Annotated in this window: 12 protein-coding genes and 1 pseudogene; 2 read left to right on the forward strand and 11 right to left on the reverse strand. The window is 40.0% G+C overall.

The genetic code is table 11. The features are described 5' to 3' along the window. Positions 1-133 precede the first annotated feature (133 nt). Positions 134-907 (forward strand): tRNA (adenine(22)-N(1))-methyltransferase, encoded by a 774-nt coding sequence (locus FH971_RS12655; RefSeq protein ID WP_140234531.1) that lies wholly within the window; start codon positions 134-136, stop codon positions 905-907. A 196-nt stretch (positions 908-1103) separates the two neighbouring features. On the opposite strand, the gene purF is transcribed toward FH971_RS12655, so the two are convergent. The 9 genes and pseudogenes from purF to fabB all read right to left on the reverse strand — a co-directional run bounded on the left by purF (position 1104) and on the right by fabB (position 14619). Beyond that, positions 1104-2618, reverse strand: coding sequence for an amidophosphoribosyltransferase (purF, locus tag FH971_RS12660; RefSeq protein WP_137226684.1), 1515 nt, complete (start codon positions 2616-2618; stop codon positions 1104-1106). A 33-nt stretch (positions 2619-2651) separates the two neighbouring features. Beyond that, positions 2652-3141, reverse strand: a pseudogene (locus FH971_RS12665) (CvpA family protein). Positions 3142-3293: 152 nt separating this feature from the next. Continuing rightward, positions 3294-3908: an SPOR domain-containing protein gene (locus FH971_RS12670; RefSeq protein WP_137226682.1), complete on the reverse strand. Its 615-nt coding sequence runs from the start codon at positions 3906-3908 to the stop codon at positions 3294-3296. Positions 3909-3979: 71 nt separating this feature from the next. After that, on the reverse strand, positions 3980-5239 hold the full coding sequence (gene folC / locus FH971_RS12675; RefSeq protein WP_167496017.1) for a bifunctional tetrahydrofolate synthase/dihydrofolate synthase: 1260 nt from the start codon (positions 5237-5239) through the stop codon (positions 3980-3982). Positions 5240-5349: 110 nt separating this feature from the next. Then, positions 5350-6135, reverse strand: a complete 786-nt coding sequence (gene truA, locus FH971_RS12680; RefSeq protein ID WP_140234533.1) for a tRNA pseudouridine(38-40) synthase TruA — start codon at positions 6133-6135, stop codon at positions 5350-5352. A gap of 153 nt (positions 6136-6288) precedes the next feature. Further along, positions 6289-10380 carry a FimV/HubP family polar landmark protein gene (locus tag FH971_RS12685; protein ID WP_140234534.1) on the reverse strand — a complete coding sequence of 1364 codons (4092 nt, stop codon included), beginning with the start codon at positions 10378-10380 and terminating at the stop codon, positions 6289-6291. Between the two features lie 289 nt (positions 10381-10669). Then, the gene (locus FH971_RS12690) at positions 10670-11686 is read right to left on the reverse strand and encodes an aspartate-semialdehyde dehydrogenase (RefSeq protein WP_137226678.1); all 1017 of its coding nucleotides are present in this window, start codon (positions 11684-11686) and stop codon (positions 10670-10672) included. Positions 11687-11877: 191 nt separating this feature from the next. Next, positions 11878-13017: a 4-phosphoerythronate dehydrogenase gene (locus FH971_RS12695; RefSeq protein WP_140235593.1), complete on the reverse strand. Its 1140-nt coding sequence runs from the start codon at positions 13015-13017 to the stop codon at positions 11878-11880. A gap of 387 nt (positions 13018-13404) precedes the next feature. Then, a complete protein-coding gene (fabB, locus tag FH971_RS12700) occupies positions 13405-14619 on the reverse strand; it encodes a beta-ketoacyl-ACP synthase I (RefSeq protein ID WP_167496098.1) in 1215 nt (404 codons plus the stop codon). A gap of 132 nt (positions 14620-14751) precedes the next feature. Between fabB and mnmC1 the strand changes: the two genes are divergently transcribed. Next, on the forward strand, positions 14752-16845 hold the full coding sequence (mnmC1, locus tag FH971_RS12705) for an FAD-dependent 5-carboxymethylaminomethyl-2-thiouridine(34) oxidoreductase MnmC1 (RefSeq protein WP_240778300.1): 2094 nt from the start codon (positions 14752-14754) through the stop codon (positions 16843-16845). A 143-nt stretch (positions 16846-16988) separates the two neighbouring features. Here mnmC1 and FH971_RS12710 read toward each other — a convergent pair whose 3' ends face one another. Next, positions 16989-18086: an acyltransferase family protein gene (locus FH971_RS12710; RefSeq protein ID WP_140234535.1), complete on the reverse strand. Its 1098-nt coding sequence runs from the start codon at positions 18084-18086 to the stop codon at positions 16989-16991. A gap of 474 nt (positions 18087-18560) precedes the next feature. Continuing rightward, positions 18561-19451 (reverse strand): UTP--glucose-1-phosphate uridylyltransferase GalU, encoded by an 891-nt coding sequence (gene galU, locus FH971_RS12715; protein WP_140234536.1) that lies wholly within the window; start codon positions 19449-19451, stop codon positions 18561-18563. Positions 19452-19473: the final 22 nt, after the last annotated feature.

A 19473-nucleotide genomic window follows, 5' to 3' on the forward strand; every position in this document is an offset into this window, starting at 1 on the left:
AACGCCACTTAACTGTATAAATTTACAGTATAGATTAGCGCTAAATACGCCAAGCTGCAAATACCAAATAATTATCCACTTTTTTGCTCAAATCATTACAATGCGCAGCTTCACTCTTAAGCATGATAAACAGATGAAACTCGGCCAACGCTTAACACATATCAATAACATGTTCCCCAAGGGTTACAGTCACATTTGGGATTGTTGTTGCGACCATGGATTGCTTGGCGCTGCGTTGCTAGATAAGCAAGCTGCTAACATGATCCATTTTGTCGATATTGTGCCTGCACTAATGCAACAGTTAACCACTAAACTTGAGCGGTTTTATCCGCAACAAACATCTCGTCAATGGCAGGTACATTGTAGTGACGTATCAGCGATACCACTGGAGCAACACCCGCAAACACCTTTGGTGATTATTGCGGGTGTTGGCGGAGATTTGATGATCGAGTTGGTTAATTCGCTTTGCCAACAACATTCTGCACGCAATATCGACTTTATCTTGTGTCCTGTTCATCACCAATATGAACTACGCCAACAACTTATTAAACTTGATTGTGATTTAATTGACGAAAAACTGATTGAAGAAAACCGTCGTTTTTATGAAATTTTGTATGTCCGATATGGTGGCCAGAAACCCCATAAAAACACTAATGAGTTAAATAATAACGACACTAATAACAACATGGATGAGCGCAACACCCGACCAACTATGAGCAATGACAATAGAATTAACCCTGTTGGCGATAAAATATGGCATTCAAACGATCCACACCAACAAGATTTAGTCATACGTTATTTGCATAAAACGCTAGAACATTACAGCAAGATAAACAAATTCAATCCGAATGCAGCGTCACAGGCGCTTGAGTATTATCGCCAAATAAGCATAGAAATGAGGAGCTAGATAGGACTACCTTACGAGTTTGCTTCGTGATGATAAAATCCAGAGTCATTATCAACACATCATTTACTAGTCATTACACTGATTTTTAGACTTGGCTTGGATAGAATCTCGCTGCAAAGCGACTAAGCTCTTAATTCGCGCATAAAAAAACCAGCATAAAATATGCTGGTTTTTATTGGCAAACAATCAGGCTAGCTTATGGATGACACTCGTTGTGCATTTCTAAGTTAGTACCAATGTCTTTTGAGCGATTGGCTTTGGCATCGTCATTACGTAATTGAGTTAAATGATCCAAGTAAGCTTGGTCAACGTCATTGGTAATATAATGACCATCAAATACTGATGTTTCAAAACGTTTAATTTCAGGATTTTCCATTCTTACCGCTTCAATTAAGTCGCTTAAGTCTTGGAAAATAATACCGTCAGCACCAATGATTTTAGCAATTTCATCTGCATCACGACCATGGGCAATAAGCTCATTAGACGTTGGCATATCGATACCATATACGTTCGGGAAACGGATTTCAGGTGCTGCTGAAGCAAAATACACTTTCTTTGCGCCTGCTTCACGTGCCATTTCAATGATTTGCTCAGACGTAGTACCACGAACGATCGAATCATCAACTAACAACACGTTTTTACCTTTAAATTCGGTATTAATCGCGTTTAGCTTACGACGCACAGACTTTTTACGTTCTTGCTGACCGGGCATGATAAAGGTACGGCCGATATAACGGTTTTTAACAAACCCTTGGCGATACGGTAATTCCATACAACGTGCAATTTCTAACGCTATATCGCATGAGGTTTCTGGGATAGGGATAACAACATCAATGTCATGATCTTCCCATTGTTTCTGAATCTTTTTGCCTAACATAGCGCCCATATTTACCCGACTGGCATAAACAGAGATTTTATCGATGCTAGAATCTGGACGTGCAAAATACACGAATTCAAACATACATGGAGCATGGCTTGGATTAACAGCACATTGACGAGTAAATAACTGCCCATCAAGTGAAATATAAATCGCCTCACCAGGTGCTACATCGCGCATGACTTCAAACCCAACAGCATCCAGAGCCACACTCTCTGAGGCCACCATATATTCAGTGCCAGTTGGTGTTTCATGCTTACCAAGTACCAAAGGACGAATGCCAAACGGATCACGAAATGCCACCATCCCTTGGCCTATGATCATTGCCACCACGGCATAAGCACCACGAATATGTGCATGCACTTTAGCTACAGCATCAAATACTTCGTCTGCACTTAAGGTTAAGCTGCGCGTTTCTTGCAACTCATCGGCAAACAGATTTAACAAAACTTCGGAGTCAGAGGTGGTGTTTACATGACGACGCTTTGTCACCAAAACATCTGCTAATTCAATCGTATTGGTCAAGTTACCATTATGGGCTAACGAAATACCAAATGGCGAGTTAACATAAAACGGCTGAGCCTCTGATGCACTCGAGCTGCCAGCGGTAGGATAACGAACATGTCCAATACCGGCATTGCCTTGTAAACGCTGCATATGTTTAGGTTCAAACACATCTTTGACTAAGCCGTTTGCTTTACGTAAACGAAACGCATTCATGTCAACAGTCACAATACCTGCTGCGTCTTGACCACGATGCTGAAGCACAGTTAGTGCATCATAAATGGTCTGATTAACTGTTGATTTTCCTACTATTCCGACGATACCGCACATGGGTAAGGTTCCTCACTGTAAAGTGTTTTAGGTTTAAATTTTGGGTACAAAGCTTGAGGTGTTTTCAAGATAGTTAAAAAACCACTGAATAACCACGCCAAATTCAGGTACAAGTACAGAATCCTGCCACCATTTAGTGTCAGGGAATGCCGTAAAAGCATCCATAAAAAACAGTAATGCGCTAACAATTTAACGCGCCACGAATGGCTCCAAAACACAGGCCTAAAACACGGTCTGTGCCCGATAAACCAGTTTTATCGACTAACTGGCCTAACAAATAATTAGCTAATGCCCCTAGGATCAGGGTAATGATAAAAAGAATGGCAATCGCCACACCGTTTCTGACTAACTCGTCCTGCATTTGAGTTAAATGAGCAGCAAGATCGAGATAAAACTGGCTAGCGATAAAGAAAGCGGCAAACCAAACCACAAGAGACATGGCTTCTTTGGCAAACCCACGGATCAAACTAATAATAGTTGATAATCCAATGACAATAATTATTGCGTAATCAATCCAAACCATAAAGATGGGGATCCGGTATAGGGTTCAAGACGGCGGGATTCTAACAGAGACAGAGATGTTTCTCACCTCCGATTGTACAAATTATTCTTGCGTGATTTAGAACAATCAAATTGTAAATATTTATCACGCACGTAAACTGCCGTCTAAACAGGTTATTGTTCTTGAGGATTATAGGCTACGATTTTGCCTTTTAACCCCGTTAATTTTAATATAGGTTGTTGACGAGCTTTAAGTTTTTCTTCTGACACTTCTGGGCCAACAAACACACGTGTTAATTTACCTTCAACAGGGGTTTTAGGCAGTGTATAAGCGTTAAATCCTGCTTTTCTAAGCTGAATAATCAAAGCTTTCACATTAGTTACATTATTAAAACCGCCCAACTGCAGTGTAAAACCAGCGGTAACGGGAGATTTAGTTTTACTGGCATTTTGTGTCTCAGGTTTTTTCACTGTCGAAATGGCTGAAGCGGACTGTTGAACTACTTGGCTACCCTCTTTTTTGGGTTTATCTTCGCCTAATGCCACGATATCGTTGCTAATATCTTGTGGCTCAGCAATCGTTAGTACTTGGAATTCTTCCACTGAATCGTCGGTATTGCCCGACTTGGCCCCATTTGAAGAACTTGACTGAACTGGACGTAAAGGAATTTCAGTGAATTCCTCGACCACCTGTGTTTTTTTTCCGTCGAGTAAATCAGGTAAAAAAATCACCCCTAAGGCTGCTAATACAATGGTGCCCACCAAACGATTTTGAAATTGACGATTCAAAGCTAATTCCCTTTTTCAACGAAATGACGTTAATGATGGTTTGTACAACCAACGTCTGACATAAATAATGTTTATAAAGATTTAAATCCTGCCACAGTATAAAAAGATCCAAATACAATGACCACATCATTAGCATTTACGGTAGCTTGTATTGCTTGCCATGCGCTACTGATGTCAGTAAATTCGCTGACATGTTGACGGCAATCGTCATTAGGCAGTGCTTGACACAATGCTTGTGCTGATGCGCCGCGAGGATTATTTAAACTCACCATGTTCCAATGACTAACTTGTGCGGCCAATGTGGCCAGTACCGACTTAATGTCTTTATCCTTAAGCATCCCACATAAAGCAATAATACGACGACCTTTATAGACCTGCAATTGCTGCGCTAAATATCTTGCAGCATGCGGATTATGCGCGACATCCAATAATACTAATGGTTGCTCACTCACCTGTTCTAATCGCCCTGCAAGTTGAGCTTGTTGTAAACCTTGGTTAATGTGCTGTTGGCTTATATGTGGCCAAATATGACTTAACAACGCGACAACGCTTGCAGCGTTAGCGAGCGGTAACCTTGGCACTGCTAAATCAGTATAAGACTGTTGCGCTGATTCAAAGTGCCATAATGCTGGTTGATTCTGGTCTTTATGGTAATGAAACTCATGACCAACACGATACAAAGACGTATGAGTCTGATCCGCATATTCAGTCACGCTCATGGGTAAGTCTGGTTCACCAATAATAGCGACACAATTGGGGCGGAATATCCCGGCTTTTTCTCTGCCAACCAGTTCTCGGGTATCACCTAAATATTCTTGGTGATCAAGATCGATAGAGGTCAAAATAGTGGCAGTGGAGTCGATAATATTGGTGGCATCTAATCGACCACCTAAGCCCACTTCAAGAATAATCACATCGACTTTAGCAGCTTTAAACAAATATAAGCCTGCGAGTGTCGCATATTCAAAAAAGGTTAATGAAATATCACCTCGAGCCGTTTCAATGGCACTGAATGCCTCAATAAGAGAGTCATCACTGGCATCTTGTTGATTAATCTGTACTCGTTCATTGTACTGCAATAAATGAGGTGAGCTGTAAACACCAACAGATAAGTCGGCCTGGCGTAAAATAGCGGCAAGCATTGCACAGGTAGTACCTTTGCCATTGGTACCCGCAACGGTAATCACTTTAGCTGGAGCCAAATCGATCACGTCAATACGTTTGGCTACGGCGCTAACTCGCGTTAGGCCCATATCAATTTCACTAGGATGAATTGCCAGCAAATAATCAAGCCATTGATGTAAACTTGATTGTTGATTGGGTACCGTCATTTTAGACTCGATTGACAAAATTCACTACCCTTTGACTTAGGCAAACCTTACAAGGCATTGCGACAAAATAACATTCATTTTGCATCTCAATAAATACGATACAAAGCATCTTAATCGAGCATAAACAAGGGACCGAGACTTAACTTAGGTAATTGAAAGTGCTCTGGGTAAGTCACATCAACCAAATACAAGCCATTCGGTTTAGCTGTGGCTGCTGCTTGTTTGCGATTTTTTACTGCCAAGAGTTGTGTTATCCACTCAATAGGTTGATTGCCTAAACCAATTTGAAGCAGTGAACCGACAATATTACGTACCATATGATGTAAAAATGCATTAGCTTGGATATCTACCATCACATACATGCCTTGGCGAGTCACATTGACTTGATGCACGTTTCGAATGGGAGTATTAGCTTGGCAATGCAAAGCTCTAAAAGTGGTAAAGTCATGTTCGCCGACTAAAAGTTGTGCAGCTTGATGCATCAAGGTTTCATCAATAACGCCGTGATAATGACTAACACCTGCACTTAAAATGCCTGGTCGCAGTTTATGATTATAAATAACGTAGCGATAGCGTCTTGCTGTAGCACTATATCGAGCATGAAAACTATCATCGACTTCTTTTGCCCACCGTACCGCTACGCTGTCTGGTAAATTAGCATTTACACCTTGGGTCCAAGCCGTTATTGGACGCTGAACATTGGTGTCAAAATGAACCACCTGCCCTGTACCATGCACCCCCGTATCAGTCCGTCCGGCACATAATACTTTTATAGGTTCGTTAGCCACAAAACTTAAGGCTTTTTCAATCTGGGCTTGCACTGAATCGACATCGAGTTGGCGCTGCCACCCATAAAAACTACTACCATCATATTCAACACCTAACGCGACCCGCATGCCTATATCCCCTCGTAAATAATCGCGCGCAGTTTACCACAAAAAAACGGCGCATGTATCTGCGCCGTTTGCTTTTCTATGGTTAACATAAGCTTATATTTTACTTATGTAGCATCAATTGTTCCAATTAATTGACTGAGCTAATAGACCTAGTTAACTGAAGCTTTCCAGTAAACTTTTGGCCTCTAGTTTCTGTCGTTCATTGCCGTCCATTTGCACTTCTTTTAACAATGCTCTGGCACTGTCTTGATCTTCAATTTCAATATAGGCTCTAGCTAAATCGAGCTTGGCATTAACAGAGTTTTCTTCATCATCGACATCGACCATATCGGGATTGCCCATAAGCGAATTGGCTGATCCCATATCGATATTAACATCTTTATATTGATCCGTTTTATCGTCATTCTCATCGGCGTCATTTAATAGTTTATCGATATCAATGTAACCATTTTCACGCTCAAAACGCATCAAGTCATCATCAGTGGTTTTAGATTCAACTGATTGACTTTGCTCATTTTGATCCAATGCAGCCAACGCTTCATCGACGGTTAAATTATCATCACTAAGGATATATTCGTCTTCAGAAGTAAAGTCATCATCATTGTCATCTTTTAATGACTGTGAAAATGCCGCCAGTAAATCATCATCATTCACCTCTGGTTCATCGATTTTTTGCTCTTCTGTTGCATATTGTGCAGCATTAAGTAAATCCGATTCCCAATCTAATAATTCAGGCTTAGGTTTACTTGATTTGAGGTCATTAAAAAAGCCTGAATCTTTATTGATTTTTTGTTGTTCTGTAGGCGAAGCAGTATCATCATCCATTTTTGACAGTAAAGCATCAAGGCCATCATCGGCTTCAAATGCCGTAGTTTCTGGTATTTCCTCTGCATCTTGAACTACTTCAATATCATCTTTTTGAGTTAAATTGTTATCAGTAAGATATTCGTCAAATTCAGCAAATAACTCATCATCGTTAATGGGCTCATCACCCCCTAGAACCGTTTCGGGATCGGATGTTGATGGAGCTTGATCATCTTCTTGAAAACTTGCCAATAACGTATTCATATCGTCATCAAGCGAATCATCATCTGATATTGATTCTTCAGCAAATGGAGCCTCTTCTGGCTCAGCAATGATTGAATCTTGTTGTGGGACAATATCTTGAGCTGTTACTTCAGGCTCAACCACAGTCTGGTTAAGGTCTGCTAATAATGCATCAATGTCTTCATCACTGGTGTCACTGTCATCGACATCAATAGCATCGGCAGCATCTTCATCATTTAATTCCGCAGCAATTTGTGCTTGTACTGAGTCGCGGTCAGAGTCGCTTGTTTCTGGCTCGATCTCTGGCTGGTTGAGATCCGCTAATAATGCATCTATGTCTTCGTCGCTGGTGTCACTTTCATCATTAGTATCGGCAACATCTTCATCATTTAATTCTGCAGCAATTTGTGCTTGTACTGAGTCGCGGTCAGAGTCGCTTGTTTCAGGTTCAACCAGATCCGCTAATAACGCATCTATGTCTTCGTCGCTGGTGTCACTTTCATCATTAGTATCGGCAACATCTTCATCATTTAATTCTGCAGCAATTTGTGCTTGTACTGAGTCGCGGTCAGAGTCGTTAGCTTCAGGTTCAACAACAGGCTGGTTGAGATCCGCTAATAACGCATCTATGTCTTCGTCGCTAGTATCATTGTCATCAATAGCATCGGCAACATCTTCATCATTTAATTCTTCAGCAATTTGTGCTTGAACTGAGTCGCGGTCAGAGTCGTTAGTTTCAGGTTCAACAACAGGCTGGTTGAGATCCGCTAATAACGCATCTATGTCTTCGTCGTTAGTATCACTTTCATCAATAGCATCTTCATCATTCAATTCAGCTTCAATTTGTGCTGCTATATCATCATCCTCAGTGTTTTGAAGCTCATCACTTGAGTCTATTAATGTTGACTCAATAACAGGCTCATTTAAGTTAGCCAATAGTGCATCTATATCTTCATCACTTGATTCATTATCTTTTTTGTCGTCATTGACATCATCATCTTGTAGCTCAGCAGCTATTAATGCGGCTATATCGTCATCATTGTCAACGGAATCACTCGTTACCGGCGTAAGCTCTGTGTCATCAGCATTATCATCGTTGGTCGCGGTCAAGCCCACAAGAACATCATCTATGTCTTCATCATATCCTGCTGGCATATCAAACTCGGCTAACAATGAGTCAACATCATCATCCACATTTGAGTTATCAACTTTAACAGCCTCGTCAGCTGTAGCGGGTTCATCGACAACAGTACCAGCTGATTCTGCCGGCATATCGAATTCGGCAAGCAAAGAGTCAATATCATCTTCTGAGCTTGAGCTATCAGCTTTAATGGGTTCATCGACAACAGTATCAGTTGAGTCTGCTGGCATATCGAATTCGGCAAGCAATGAGTCAATATCATCTTCTGCGCTTGAGCTATCGGCTTTAATAGATTCATCGACAACAGTATCAGTTGAGTCTGCTGGCATATCGAATTCGGCAAGCAATGAGTCAATATCATCTTCTGCACTTGAGCTATCAGCTTTAACGGGTTCATCGACAACAGTATCAGTTGAGTCTGCTGGCATATCGAATTCAGCGAGCAATGAGTCAATATCATCTTCTGCGCTTGAGCTATCGGCTTTAACGGGTTCATCGACAACAGTATCAGTTGAGTCCGCTGGCATATCGAATTCAGCGAGCAATGAGTCAATATCATCTTCTGCGCTTGAGCTATCGGCTTTAACGGGTTCATCAACAATAGTGTCAGCTGATTCTGCCGGCATATCGAATTCGGCGAGCAATGAGTCAATATCATCATCTGCAGAGGCATCTATTCCATCAACATCATCTTTGCTATCAACATCCAAATCTGCCAATAAACTGTCTAAATCATCTTCTGGTGCAGTAGAGCTTATGGTTGCAGCGGGTTGATCATCTAATCCATCCAATAAATTGTCTAGATCATCGTCATCCTCTAGAGGTTCAAGTTCTGAATCTTGATCATCCATGGCCTCAGCCCATAAATCATCTAGTGAAGTGCCTTCATCATCTTCGATTTCTTTTTCACTAATAAACATCTCTGATGCCATATCCATCTCGGCATCACTACTCATTTGGGCTTCAGGCTGTAAATCAACGCTATCTAAATCCAATAAATCATCAATTGACTCTTCATCATCCGAATCTAAATGAACCACAATATCTTCAGCGTCATCATCAACTGTTGAAGTAGTCGATTGTTGTTCTGGTTGAATTTCTGATTTTATTTCTGCCTGTTGAGTCTTTTTATTGCGGCGGCTGAGTAACCAGAAAATAAAGCCGAATAACATAAGCAGCGGAATTGATGCGGCGAGGATTAACAAAATGGTGTTATCCATTAAGCTACGCCAAAAATCAGTGGGTTCTTCTACAAGAGTTTCGACGTTTTCAGCTTGATAAGTAAGGTTTTCATTTTCTAAGGTTAAACCTTCATATTTCTCACGTAATAGCTGTAAATCTTCTTCAAGTGACGAAATATTCAATGACATTTGTTCAATTTTGTTTTTCAACACTTGATTATCATTGTTGCTAACCATTAATTCATCTTGTGAGCGCGCCAGCTCATCTGTCAGCATTAACGTTTTTGCATTGGCTTTATCTAATTCGCTATTAAGCTCCTTGACCACAACATCATTAGCTTCTTTAATGACTTTGGTTTGTACCTCTACGGCAGGTGTTTTCTGAACTATTTGCAGTGGTTTGCCTGTAGTCGGTTTCTTTGGTGTGGTAATTTTAGGAAGTTGAGCTGGTTTACTAATCACTGGAGTAGGTGGCGTTGCTCTACTAACTCTGCGGTCATCTTGCTCTGCACGACGTTTAGCAACATTATTGGGAATAGCAGCCATTACATCTGCCGAGGGAACTAATAATATCATCCCACGTTCTAATGTATTGTAATTATTACCACTAAATGCATGTGGATTGGCATCAAATAATGCGGCCATTACTTGATAAACACTGACCTTGTCATTAGGCCTGACTTTTTGTGCAATACTCCAAAAGGTATCTTTTACTGTAGTTGGACCATATTGGCGTTTTACTTGTTGTTTTAGCTCACCATTTGGGCCAGTAATCTTCAGTGTTTCTGCCTGTGCAGACTCAACAAGTTGTACACTTGTTAAACCAACAGTAGTGCAGGCAATCAAACCCAAAATATATGAAGTACGCAAAGTCATCAATCCTTCCCTTTTAGCGCTATTGAGTTACCAGCTTGGCAACAGGCTTTAGGCAATTTTTATCGTTAGTATTAAGTCGTTAATTATATCTAATCACATCCATCTTGAGCCCATTTTATAGGCAATGACAATATTATTGATGTTAAAAATGATATGTTTACGACTATAAACTAGATTCACCTGACCTGCTACTATTGGGGTCTGTAAAACGAAAAAAGCCTGCTCAATGCAGGCTTTTTAAACTAAATCGCGTTATTGATTAATATCATTACCCATTTAAAAAATGTAATTAATAATAATCTCTAATCAAAATTTCTGCGATTTGAACACTGTTTAATGCTGCACCTTTACGGATGTTATCGGCAGTAACCCATAAATTTATACCGTGAGAATGCGAAATATCTTTACGAACACGGCCAACATAGACAGGGTCGTTACCCGCTGCATCAGTCACAACTGTTGGATATTCGTCGTCACTTTCAAATAACACCACACCTGGTGCATCACGTAACACAGCTTTAACATCTTCAGCATCAACAGGTTGACGGGTTTCAATATGTATTGCTTCTGAGTGTCCATAAAACACAGGCACACGCACAGCCGTTGGATTAACAACGATTTCATCATCGCCAAATATCTTTTGGGTTTCCCACACCATTTTCATTTCTTCTTTGGTGTAGCCATTTTCCATAAACATATCAATTTGAGGCAACACATTAAATGCAATTTGTTTTGGGTAAACTGATGGCTCTGAAGGTAAACCTTGCAATAATTTTGCACATTGGCCCGCTAGCTCTTCAATGGCTTTTTTCCCCGTACCAGATACAGATTGATACGTAGCCACGTTAATACGTGAAATGCCATAAGCATCATAAATAGGCTTTAACGCAACCAACATTTGGATAGTAGAACAATTAGGGTTAGCAATAATATTGCGATTACGGAAATCAGCAATCGCTTCTGGGTTAACTTCAGGTATCACCAAAGGCACGTCTACGTCATATCTAAAATGTGACGTATTATCGATAACAACACAACCGGCTTCACCCGCAATTGGAGCCCATTTGGCAGACACGTCACCACCAGCAGAGAAGAAACCAATTTGCGCTTGAGTCCAATCAAATGTTTCTACGTCAAGAATTTCAACTTGTTTACCATGAAAACTGACCGTTTCGCCAGCACTGCGACTGCTCGCTAATGGAAACAACTTCGCAACCGGGAAATTACGCTGCTCGAGGATCTCAATCATAGTTTGACCCACTGCGCCCGATGCACCTAAAACGACTACATTAAATTCCTGAGACATAATTAACGCTCGACTCCGATTATCCAGTTTGGACAATCAATTTACCTTAGATTGCTTATGCTTTACTAGGGTTAATATGCTAAAAAAGCCTGCTTTGAAGTGATTTTTTCTCAACAGGCTTAAAATACTCAATTTTACCCACAATATCGCTGCTTATTCGAATTGACTACTTTCAGAATTAACACCCGTGGTTATGAAGTAAACCCCAAAGCCATTAGCATCGATTGGTTAATTGCACCAGCTGATAACGATGACGTAACTTGGTTTAACGCTATAGCACTATACTCACGACGGTATGTATGGTTTTTACGCATTAAATCAAATCCTGCAGCGGTTGCAAAACAACCTCTGAAGCTTAAATCATCATCGCGCAAGTCGTAGACTAAACGTGATAATTTCAGTAATTGTCTTTCGTTTAAATCACCTTGACTGGAAATGTGACTAAATTGGAATCTCGGTAACAAGCTCTCCAACGATTTTGCTACTGGTAAATCAAGTAATTCACACCACTTTTGATACAGCATAAACGTGCCACGGGCTTTGCCTTCTAGGCTATAACCAGCAATGTGCGGTGTCGCAAATTCTGCTAACGCCACTAACGCTGCCATGGGGTTAGGTTCACCTTCCCATACATCAAGTACTAACTTTATATCATCACGTTGTTGCTTAACCTTTATTAACGCTTGATTATCAATAACCTCGCCACGACAACAATTTAATAACCAGGTATTAGGCTTTAATTGATTGAGTCGCGTTTCATCAAACAAATACCACGTTTTATGCTGCCCCTGTTTCGTAATTGGTACATGTAAACTGATAATATCTGCTTGTTCGATGATAGTGTCGAGTGACACAAACTCACGAGGATCACCTTGCAATGCTTTAATTGGATCACATAACAATACTTTTAGACCGTAAGCTTGCAAACACTTAGCTGCTGCAGTACCCGTATTACCGGCGCCCACTATGCCCACAACTTTACCGGCTAATGATTCACCAAATCGTTGAGCTAACTCCAACATCGCAATAAAGGCATATTCACCTACAGCGGTAGCATTACACCCAGGGGCATTAGTGAAATAAATATTGCGCGTTGCCAGATAATCAACATCAACATGATCGGTACCAATCGTCGCACTACCGACAAACTTAAGCTTCTCTGCATTCTCAATTAACGCTGCATTCACTTTAGTCACCGAACGCACCAGCAACACATCAGCATCATTGACTTGTTCTGGGCTCAAAGTTCGACCATTTACATATTCAATTTGGCCTAAGTCGCCAAATAAGGCTTCAACATAAGGCATATTTTCATCAGCAATTATTTTCATTTTGAGATCTAGTTCTCTGTAAGTTAACGGCATTACATCACTTTTTCATGGCCATTATCTTATACCAAATGCCCTCACCTCGTCATTGCCAAGATGTTTATTAAGGATCCAGTTTTTGATTAACTTCTATGCCTATATGCTAGAGTGAACAGCATCTTAGCTCCTAATCTGCACGGTTTTTCAGTAAGTGCAGCGTTCGCTAACTATCACCTCTTATTTTTTGCTATCTATTTTATAGAATTCAATCGCGAAACATTCTCGACTCTATACAATAAAATCCAAGATTTTTACACAAAAGACAACAAAAAAGCCAGCTTGTTTCCAAGGCTGGCTTTAATCAATTAGCGGCAACAGCCACTCATACTATTTTATACTGAACATATCTGTTTAAGCTTTATACTTACGCATCACTAATGTTGCGTTAGTGCCACCAAAGCCAAAACTGTTACTCATAACGGTATTCAATTCAGCTTTACGCATTTCGCGAACTACTGGCATGCCAGTAGCTTTCTCATCAAGGTTATCGATGTTAATGCTTGGTGCAATAAAGCTATCTTCCATCATGATTAAGCTGTAAATAGCCTCATGAACACCTGCGGCGCCTAAAGCATGACCTGTAAGTGATTTAGTAGATGCAATTGGAGGCATATTATCACTGAAGACTTCACGTAATGCTTCAAGTTCACGCATGTCACCTACTGGTGTAGAAGTACCATGAGTATTAATGTAATCAACTGGTGTATCAACATCCGCTAATGCCATTTGCATACAACGAACTGCACCTTCGCCTGATGGCGCAACCATGTCATAGCCATCAGATGATGCACCATAACCAATAATTTCAGCATAAATCTTGGCACCACGAGCAAGTGCGTGCTCTAATTCTTCAACAACAACAATCCCGCCGCCGCCAGAGATAACAAAACCATCACGGTCAGCATCATAAGTACGAGACGCTTTTTCAGGAGTATCATTGTACTTAGTTGATAATGCACCCATGGCATCAAAGCCCATGGTTAATGTCCAATCAACTTCTTCAGCACCACCAGCAAATACCATATCTTGCTTACCCATTTGGATAAGTTCAACGGCATGGCCAATACAATGAGCTGAGGTGGCACAAGCTGAACTGATTGAATAGCTCGTCCCTTTAATTTTAAACGGTGTCGCTAAGCAAGCACTTGCAGTACTAGACATAATGCGAGGCACAATATAAGGTCCTACGCGCTTAACACCTTTTTCACGAAGTGTATCTGCAGCTTGCACTTGGTTTTTAGATGACGCGCCACCAGTACCAGCAATCAGTCCGACACGAAAATTAGAATATTGTTCTTCTGTTAAATTAGCATCTGTAATCGCTTCCTGCATAGCAATATAAGCATATGCAGCAGCATCACCCATAAAGCGAAGTGCTTTACGATCGATATGATCAGCTGGGTTAATTTTAATATCGCCCCAAACTCTACTGCGTAATTGCATTTCTTCAAACTGCTCTGAGTGAGTAATACCGCTACGACCTGCTTTCAGTGACTCAGTCACTTCTTGCTTGTTATTACCGATACTTGAAACAACACCCATTCCGGTGATCACGACTCTTTTCATTTTTTTGCTATCCATTTGGTACATGTCAGTACTTAATTGCGGCAATCATAGCTTCTTTAAAGCAATTAAGTGGTCAGCTTTCCATAAACACAGGTAAAATAATGCCAAGTTATCGGCCCTGAGTAAAACATTTTGAATAAAACCACTTTATTATCTGTCTCTCCCAATTTACAAGAAATGCATAGTTGTTCATTACTGGGCACCGACACTCATCAAAATAGCCTATATTCCCAACTTGTTAAACAGTATATCGACATTGTATTGCAAAGCGGTGACGGTCATGAGACTGCCACAGATAATCAACGTCATTTACTCATGCTAGGCCAATTAGGTTTCGGCGATGGCCATGAAATCATCCTATTATGGGCAGCCTTAAGAGCTATAAATAGCCATGCTTCTCTAGCTAAACAACAAACCCGAGTTCACATCAGTATATTTGAACAAACGCCTATAAACCGAAAGCTACTTGAACAAAAATGGCAACAGCAAGGACTCCTTCATTCAGATCACCCTTTAATTGATTTGACCCAAGCATTACTCAATTGCGAAATAGCGGCTATCAAAGGTTGCCAACGATTAAGTCTACACCACAACGAATTAGTCATTGACCTATATCAAGGCTCGCCTTTAGAGCAAACTAAAACGATTGCCACACCGAAGAATAACAGAATAGCACATTGGTTTGCCCTACCTTATACGAGCCAAGTGACTCATTCGGATCATTATTTTAATCAGTATTTATTGTGGCAATATGGGCGTATCAGTCTTGATAATGCGACATTTTTTACCGCTACCCTTGATAATAACGGTATTCCCTCTGCAATCAAAAAGCAATTGGATTTTTGTGGGTTTTCACAAACAATTCCGGCCACATCAACGGATAATATTGCTATTGCAGAACGTGAAGCTCTCAGACAACAAACACGCCAACAGTTTGCCTACAATCCAATTCCTGCAATCCAGTGTAATGACGATGGTCCCATTGCCATTATAGGCGGGGGAATAGCTTCAGCAAGTCTGGCTTTATCATTAGCTGAGCGGGGAAAGTCGGTAATCATTTATTGTAAAGATGAACAATTAGGACAAGGTGCATCAGGTAACAAACAAGGTGCAATTTACCCTTTACTCACGCCTGAAAACAATTCACTCAGTCAGTTTTTTCAACAAGCTTTTCTCTATAGCCGGCGTCGCATTCAAGCATTAGTTGATGATGGTTATCATATTGGACATGATTGGTGTGGTGTATTACACACGGGCTTTGATCAACGTAGCCAAACAAGATTAGATAAAATTATTCATGGGCAAACGTGGCCAAGTGAGATTGCTTTTAGTGTCAATCCAAAACAAGCTACACGACTTGCTAACGTCGATATCGATAAATCAGGTTTTTATTACCCCTTGGGTGGTTGGGCTTGCCCGTTTGAATTCGCACAGGCGAGTATTGCCAAAGCACAAACATTAACCAAAGTGAGGGTAATTTATAATAGCGACATTAGCTCACTTAAATCACATTCATCTGGCTGGCAACTGTTTAGTGGCGAAAATAACAACTCCATAGCAACACATAGTCAGGTTGTTATTGCCTCAGGATCGCAACTTACTCGCTACCACCAAACAAAAAAACTGCAAATTACAGCTTTTAGGGGGCAAGTCAGTCATGTTCCCTCACAAGGTGAACTCGCACAGCTTAATACGGTTATCTGTGCCAATGGTTATCTGACACCACAACGAGATCAGTTACATTGTGTCGGTGCAAGTTACGTAAAAGATCCTAAGCATCTAGAATTTTGCTTACAAGAACAGCATGAAAATAGCCTAAAGATGCAGCAAAGCTTTCCTAACGCTAACTGGCCTAACGATATTGATGTTTCAAATAATGATGCCAGAGTTGGCGAAAGAATGGTGAGTCGAGATCATTTCCCCGTTATGGGATGTGTACCTGATGTTAAAGAGATATTTGCGCGTTATGCCGTACAGCAAAAATCTAAAGATAAACCCAGCCTATGGCAACGATACTGGCAAACTACAGCAGCACCGATTTATGAAGGGTTGTATGTATTAGGTGGATTAGGCTCGCGAGGATTAAGTTCAGGTCCACTCATTGCCGAATGCCTAGCGGCAAATCTATGCGGTGAATTGTCGCCATTAAGTTTAGATTTACAAGCACAGCTTAACCCAAACAGAATGTGGCTGCGTAAACTGCTTAAAGGCAAATCGTTGATGTGAACCACAGATAAAAGCTAGCTTTTTATTTCCAAAAGCAAAAAGTTACATCGCTATAAGCACTCATCAAAAGAGGGATTGAAATAGCAATGTACAAAAAGAAGGAAAATAATGATTACCTATAAACGCGGAGCGATGGTCAAGTGTTATTGTCCTTGCTTGAGCAATTTGTTATACGCAATTATCACCTCAACATGAATGCTCTGCACTTTAACGATAACTTTATAAAGAGTATTCATAAATAATGCTTTCCATACATTAGAAAACCGCACTTCGATAACTTTATGCATAAAATATGCAACTGATAAAACAATTGATATTGTTAGAATATAAATAAATATTTTATTTTCTTCTGTGGCATATCTTGAAATGAACATATATCCAAAGTGAGCATGAATTAAATAGACTGGATATGTTAATGCACCAAGTGTTTTTGAAAATGGAAGCGTTAATAATTGAGCCTTTTTTGTATTTTGAAAAATAAAAAAAGCAAAGAAACTAATAATAATTAAGCCTACAATATATTCTGAAAAATTCACTCCCATCAACTCTGATTTTGATGCTGCTATATCTATTGAGTACAATAAACATAAAACAAAAGATATCATGGTTGATAGTATATTTTTCAACGACTTATTTAATTGTAACATTGCAAATAAAGCCCCTGCTGAAAAATAGGAGAAATACCCTCCTAGATACGGAAGATAATCATAACCAGTGATATAAGCAGCAAGCATTGCAACAGGCCATAACATAAATAACAGATTTAATTTTTTTTGCAAACCTATCATCAGTATAAAGAAAACGAGAAAGTAAAACTTTATTTCATATACTAAAGTCCAGTACACTCCGTCAACATGATCAATATCTAAGTAATTTTGTAATAATGTAAAATTAACAACTATTTGGCTCGGATATACTGACATTAAATCGCCACCCCAAAAAAATGCAAATAAGGAGGTGAAAATAACGGCAAACCAATATGAAGGATAAAGTCGCGTCGCTCTAGAAACGGCAAACTGAGCAGGTGTTCTATTTCTAGCAGAATGAAATATTACAAAACCACTAATCATAAAAAACAATTCAACGCCAAGGTAGCCATATTTAGTGAAATCAATAATCGAATCAACATGGTTTATTGAATCAATTTTTCCATTGGCCATACCATTAAAAGTATAGTGAAATAAAATAACAATTATGGCCGCGAAAAAACGCCCATAATCTAACAATTCTAATCTTCTCATCTGAAATATACTCTAATGATAGCTTTAGCGTATAACGCCCGCAGCTAGGGAATTACAAGATAGTCCCTGTGTATTTCTAAATAATAGATATACATGGTGCTATTAGATTTAATCTATTTCGCTAAAAATAACTAAATTCAACACCTTGCATGATATCAATCTATTACACGATTTAATCAAAAAAATGCCTTCACTCATTAAAAATAATTTCAAGAAAGCCTTAGCACTCTAATGATGACTGCGGTGTTACTGCTCGATGATAATCAACTATCACTCAAACCAAAATATCACTGAAACGGGTACATACCGCTGGTAACCTCATATTATAACGGGATCCACCAGCGCCACCCGATATGTCATCCCTGTAAAGCTTAAGCCTAGATCTTGGCTTAAGCTTTACTACCAAATGTGAAGTATGGTTTCTCAACAATTAACACTCGGAATAACGGTATAGAGAAAAAACAAAGCTAATGACTACCTATACTCTTCCAGCAAACCAGCGAGTTCTTTCTTAAAGCCACTACCCAATTTTGGATCGCGCAAACCGTATTCAACAAAGGCTTTCATGTAGCCTAGCTTGTCGCCACAATCGTGTGACTTACCAGTCATATTAAAAGCTTCGACAGTGTCAGACTCTATCAACATATCAATAGCATCGGTTAACTGAATTTCATCCCCTGCACCAGGTAACGTTCTCGCAAGTAAATCCCAAATTTTTTCAGACAATACATAACGGCCGACAACGGCTAAGTTAGACGGTGCTTGTCCAATTTCAGGCTTTTCAACCATATTAAATATTTTAGTCGAATCACCAGGATTAATCGTTTCACCACCGCAATCGGCAATACCATATTTATTGACTTGATCATCAGGTACTGGCGCAACCATAATTTGACTCGCTTTAGATTCGCGATATCGAATTAACATCGAAGCTAAATTTTCGGTGCGTTGATCTGCAGAATACGAATCTAAAATCACATCTGGAAGCACTACTGCAAATGGGTTATCACCAATACATGGCTTAGCACATAAAATAGCATGCCCAAGACCTTTAGCTTCTCCTTGGCGTACATGCATAATAGTGACATTTTTAGGACAAATAGCCTGCACTTCATGCAATAACTGACGCTTAACACGTTTCTCAAGTGTCGACTCTAACTCGTAAGATTTATCAAAGTGGTTTTCAATAGCATTTTTACTGGCATGAGTCACCAAAACGATTTCTTTAATCCCTGCACTAACACATTCGTCGACAATGTATTGAATCAATGGTTTATCCACCAAAGGCAACATTTCTTTTGGGATTGCTTTTGTGGCAGGCAACATACGCGTACCCAAACCGGCAACAGGAATAACAACTTTCATAAATATCCTTATTTAGCTAACG

Origin of the sequence: Shewanella polaris (assembly GCF_006385555.1) — a bacterium.
GTDB classification, from domain to species: domain Bacteria; phylum Pseudomonadota; class Gammaproteobacteria; order Enterobacterales; family Shewanellaceae; genus Shewanella; species Shewanella polaris.

What these genes read in the sequence shown, in the direction of transcription:
- FH971_RS12655 (WP_140234531.1), top strand. Translation starts at nt 134, where the DNA reads ATGAAACTCGGCCAACGCTTAACACATATCAATAACATGTTCCCCAAG.
- FH971_RS12710 (WP_140234535.1), bottom strand. Translation starts at nt 18,086, where the DNA reads ATGAGAAGATTAGAATTGTTAGATTATGGGCGTTTTTTCGCGGCCATA.
- galU (WP_140234536.1), bottom strand. Translation starts at nt 19,451, where the DNA reads ATGAAAGTTGTTATTCCTGTTGCCGGTTTGGGTACGCGTATGTTGCCT.
- fabB (WP_167496098.1), bottom strand. Translation starts at nt 14,619, where the DNA reads ATGAAAAGAGTCGTGATCACCGGAATGGGTGTTGTTTCAAGTATCGGT.
- purF (WP_137226684.1), bottom strand. Translation starts at nt 2,618, where the DNA reads ATGTGCGGTATCGTCGGAATAGTAGGAAAATCAACAGTTAATCAGACC.
- FH971_RS12690 (WP_137226678.1), bottom strand. Translation starts at nt 11,686, where the DNA reads ATGTCTCAGGAATTTAATGTAGTCGTTTTAGGTGCATCGGGCGCAGTG.
- FH971_RS12685 (WP_140234534.1), bottom strand. Translation starts at nt 10,380, where the DNA reads ATGACTTTGCGTACTTCATATATTTTGGGTTTGATTGCCTGCACTACT.
- FH971_RS12695 (WP_140235593.1), bottom strand. Translation starts at nt 13,017, where the DNA reads ATGAAAATAATTGCTGATGAAAATATGCCTTATGTTGAAGCCTTATTT.
- truA (WP_140234533.1), bottom strand. Translation starts at nt 6,135, where the DNA reads ATGCGGGTCGCGTTAGGTGTTGAATATGATGGTAGTAGTTTTTATGGG.
- folC (WP_167496017.1), bottom strand. Translation starts at nt 5,239, where the DNA reads ATGACGGTACCCAATCAACAATCAAGTTTACATCAATGGCTTGATTAT.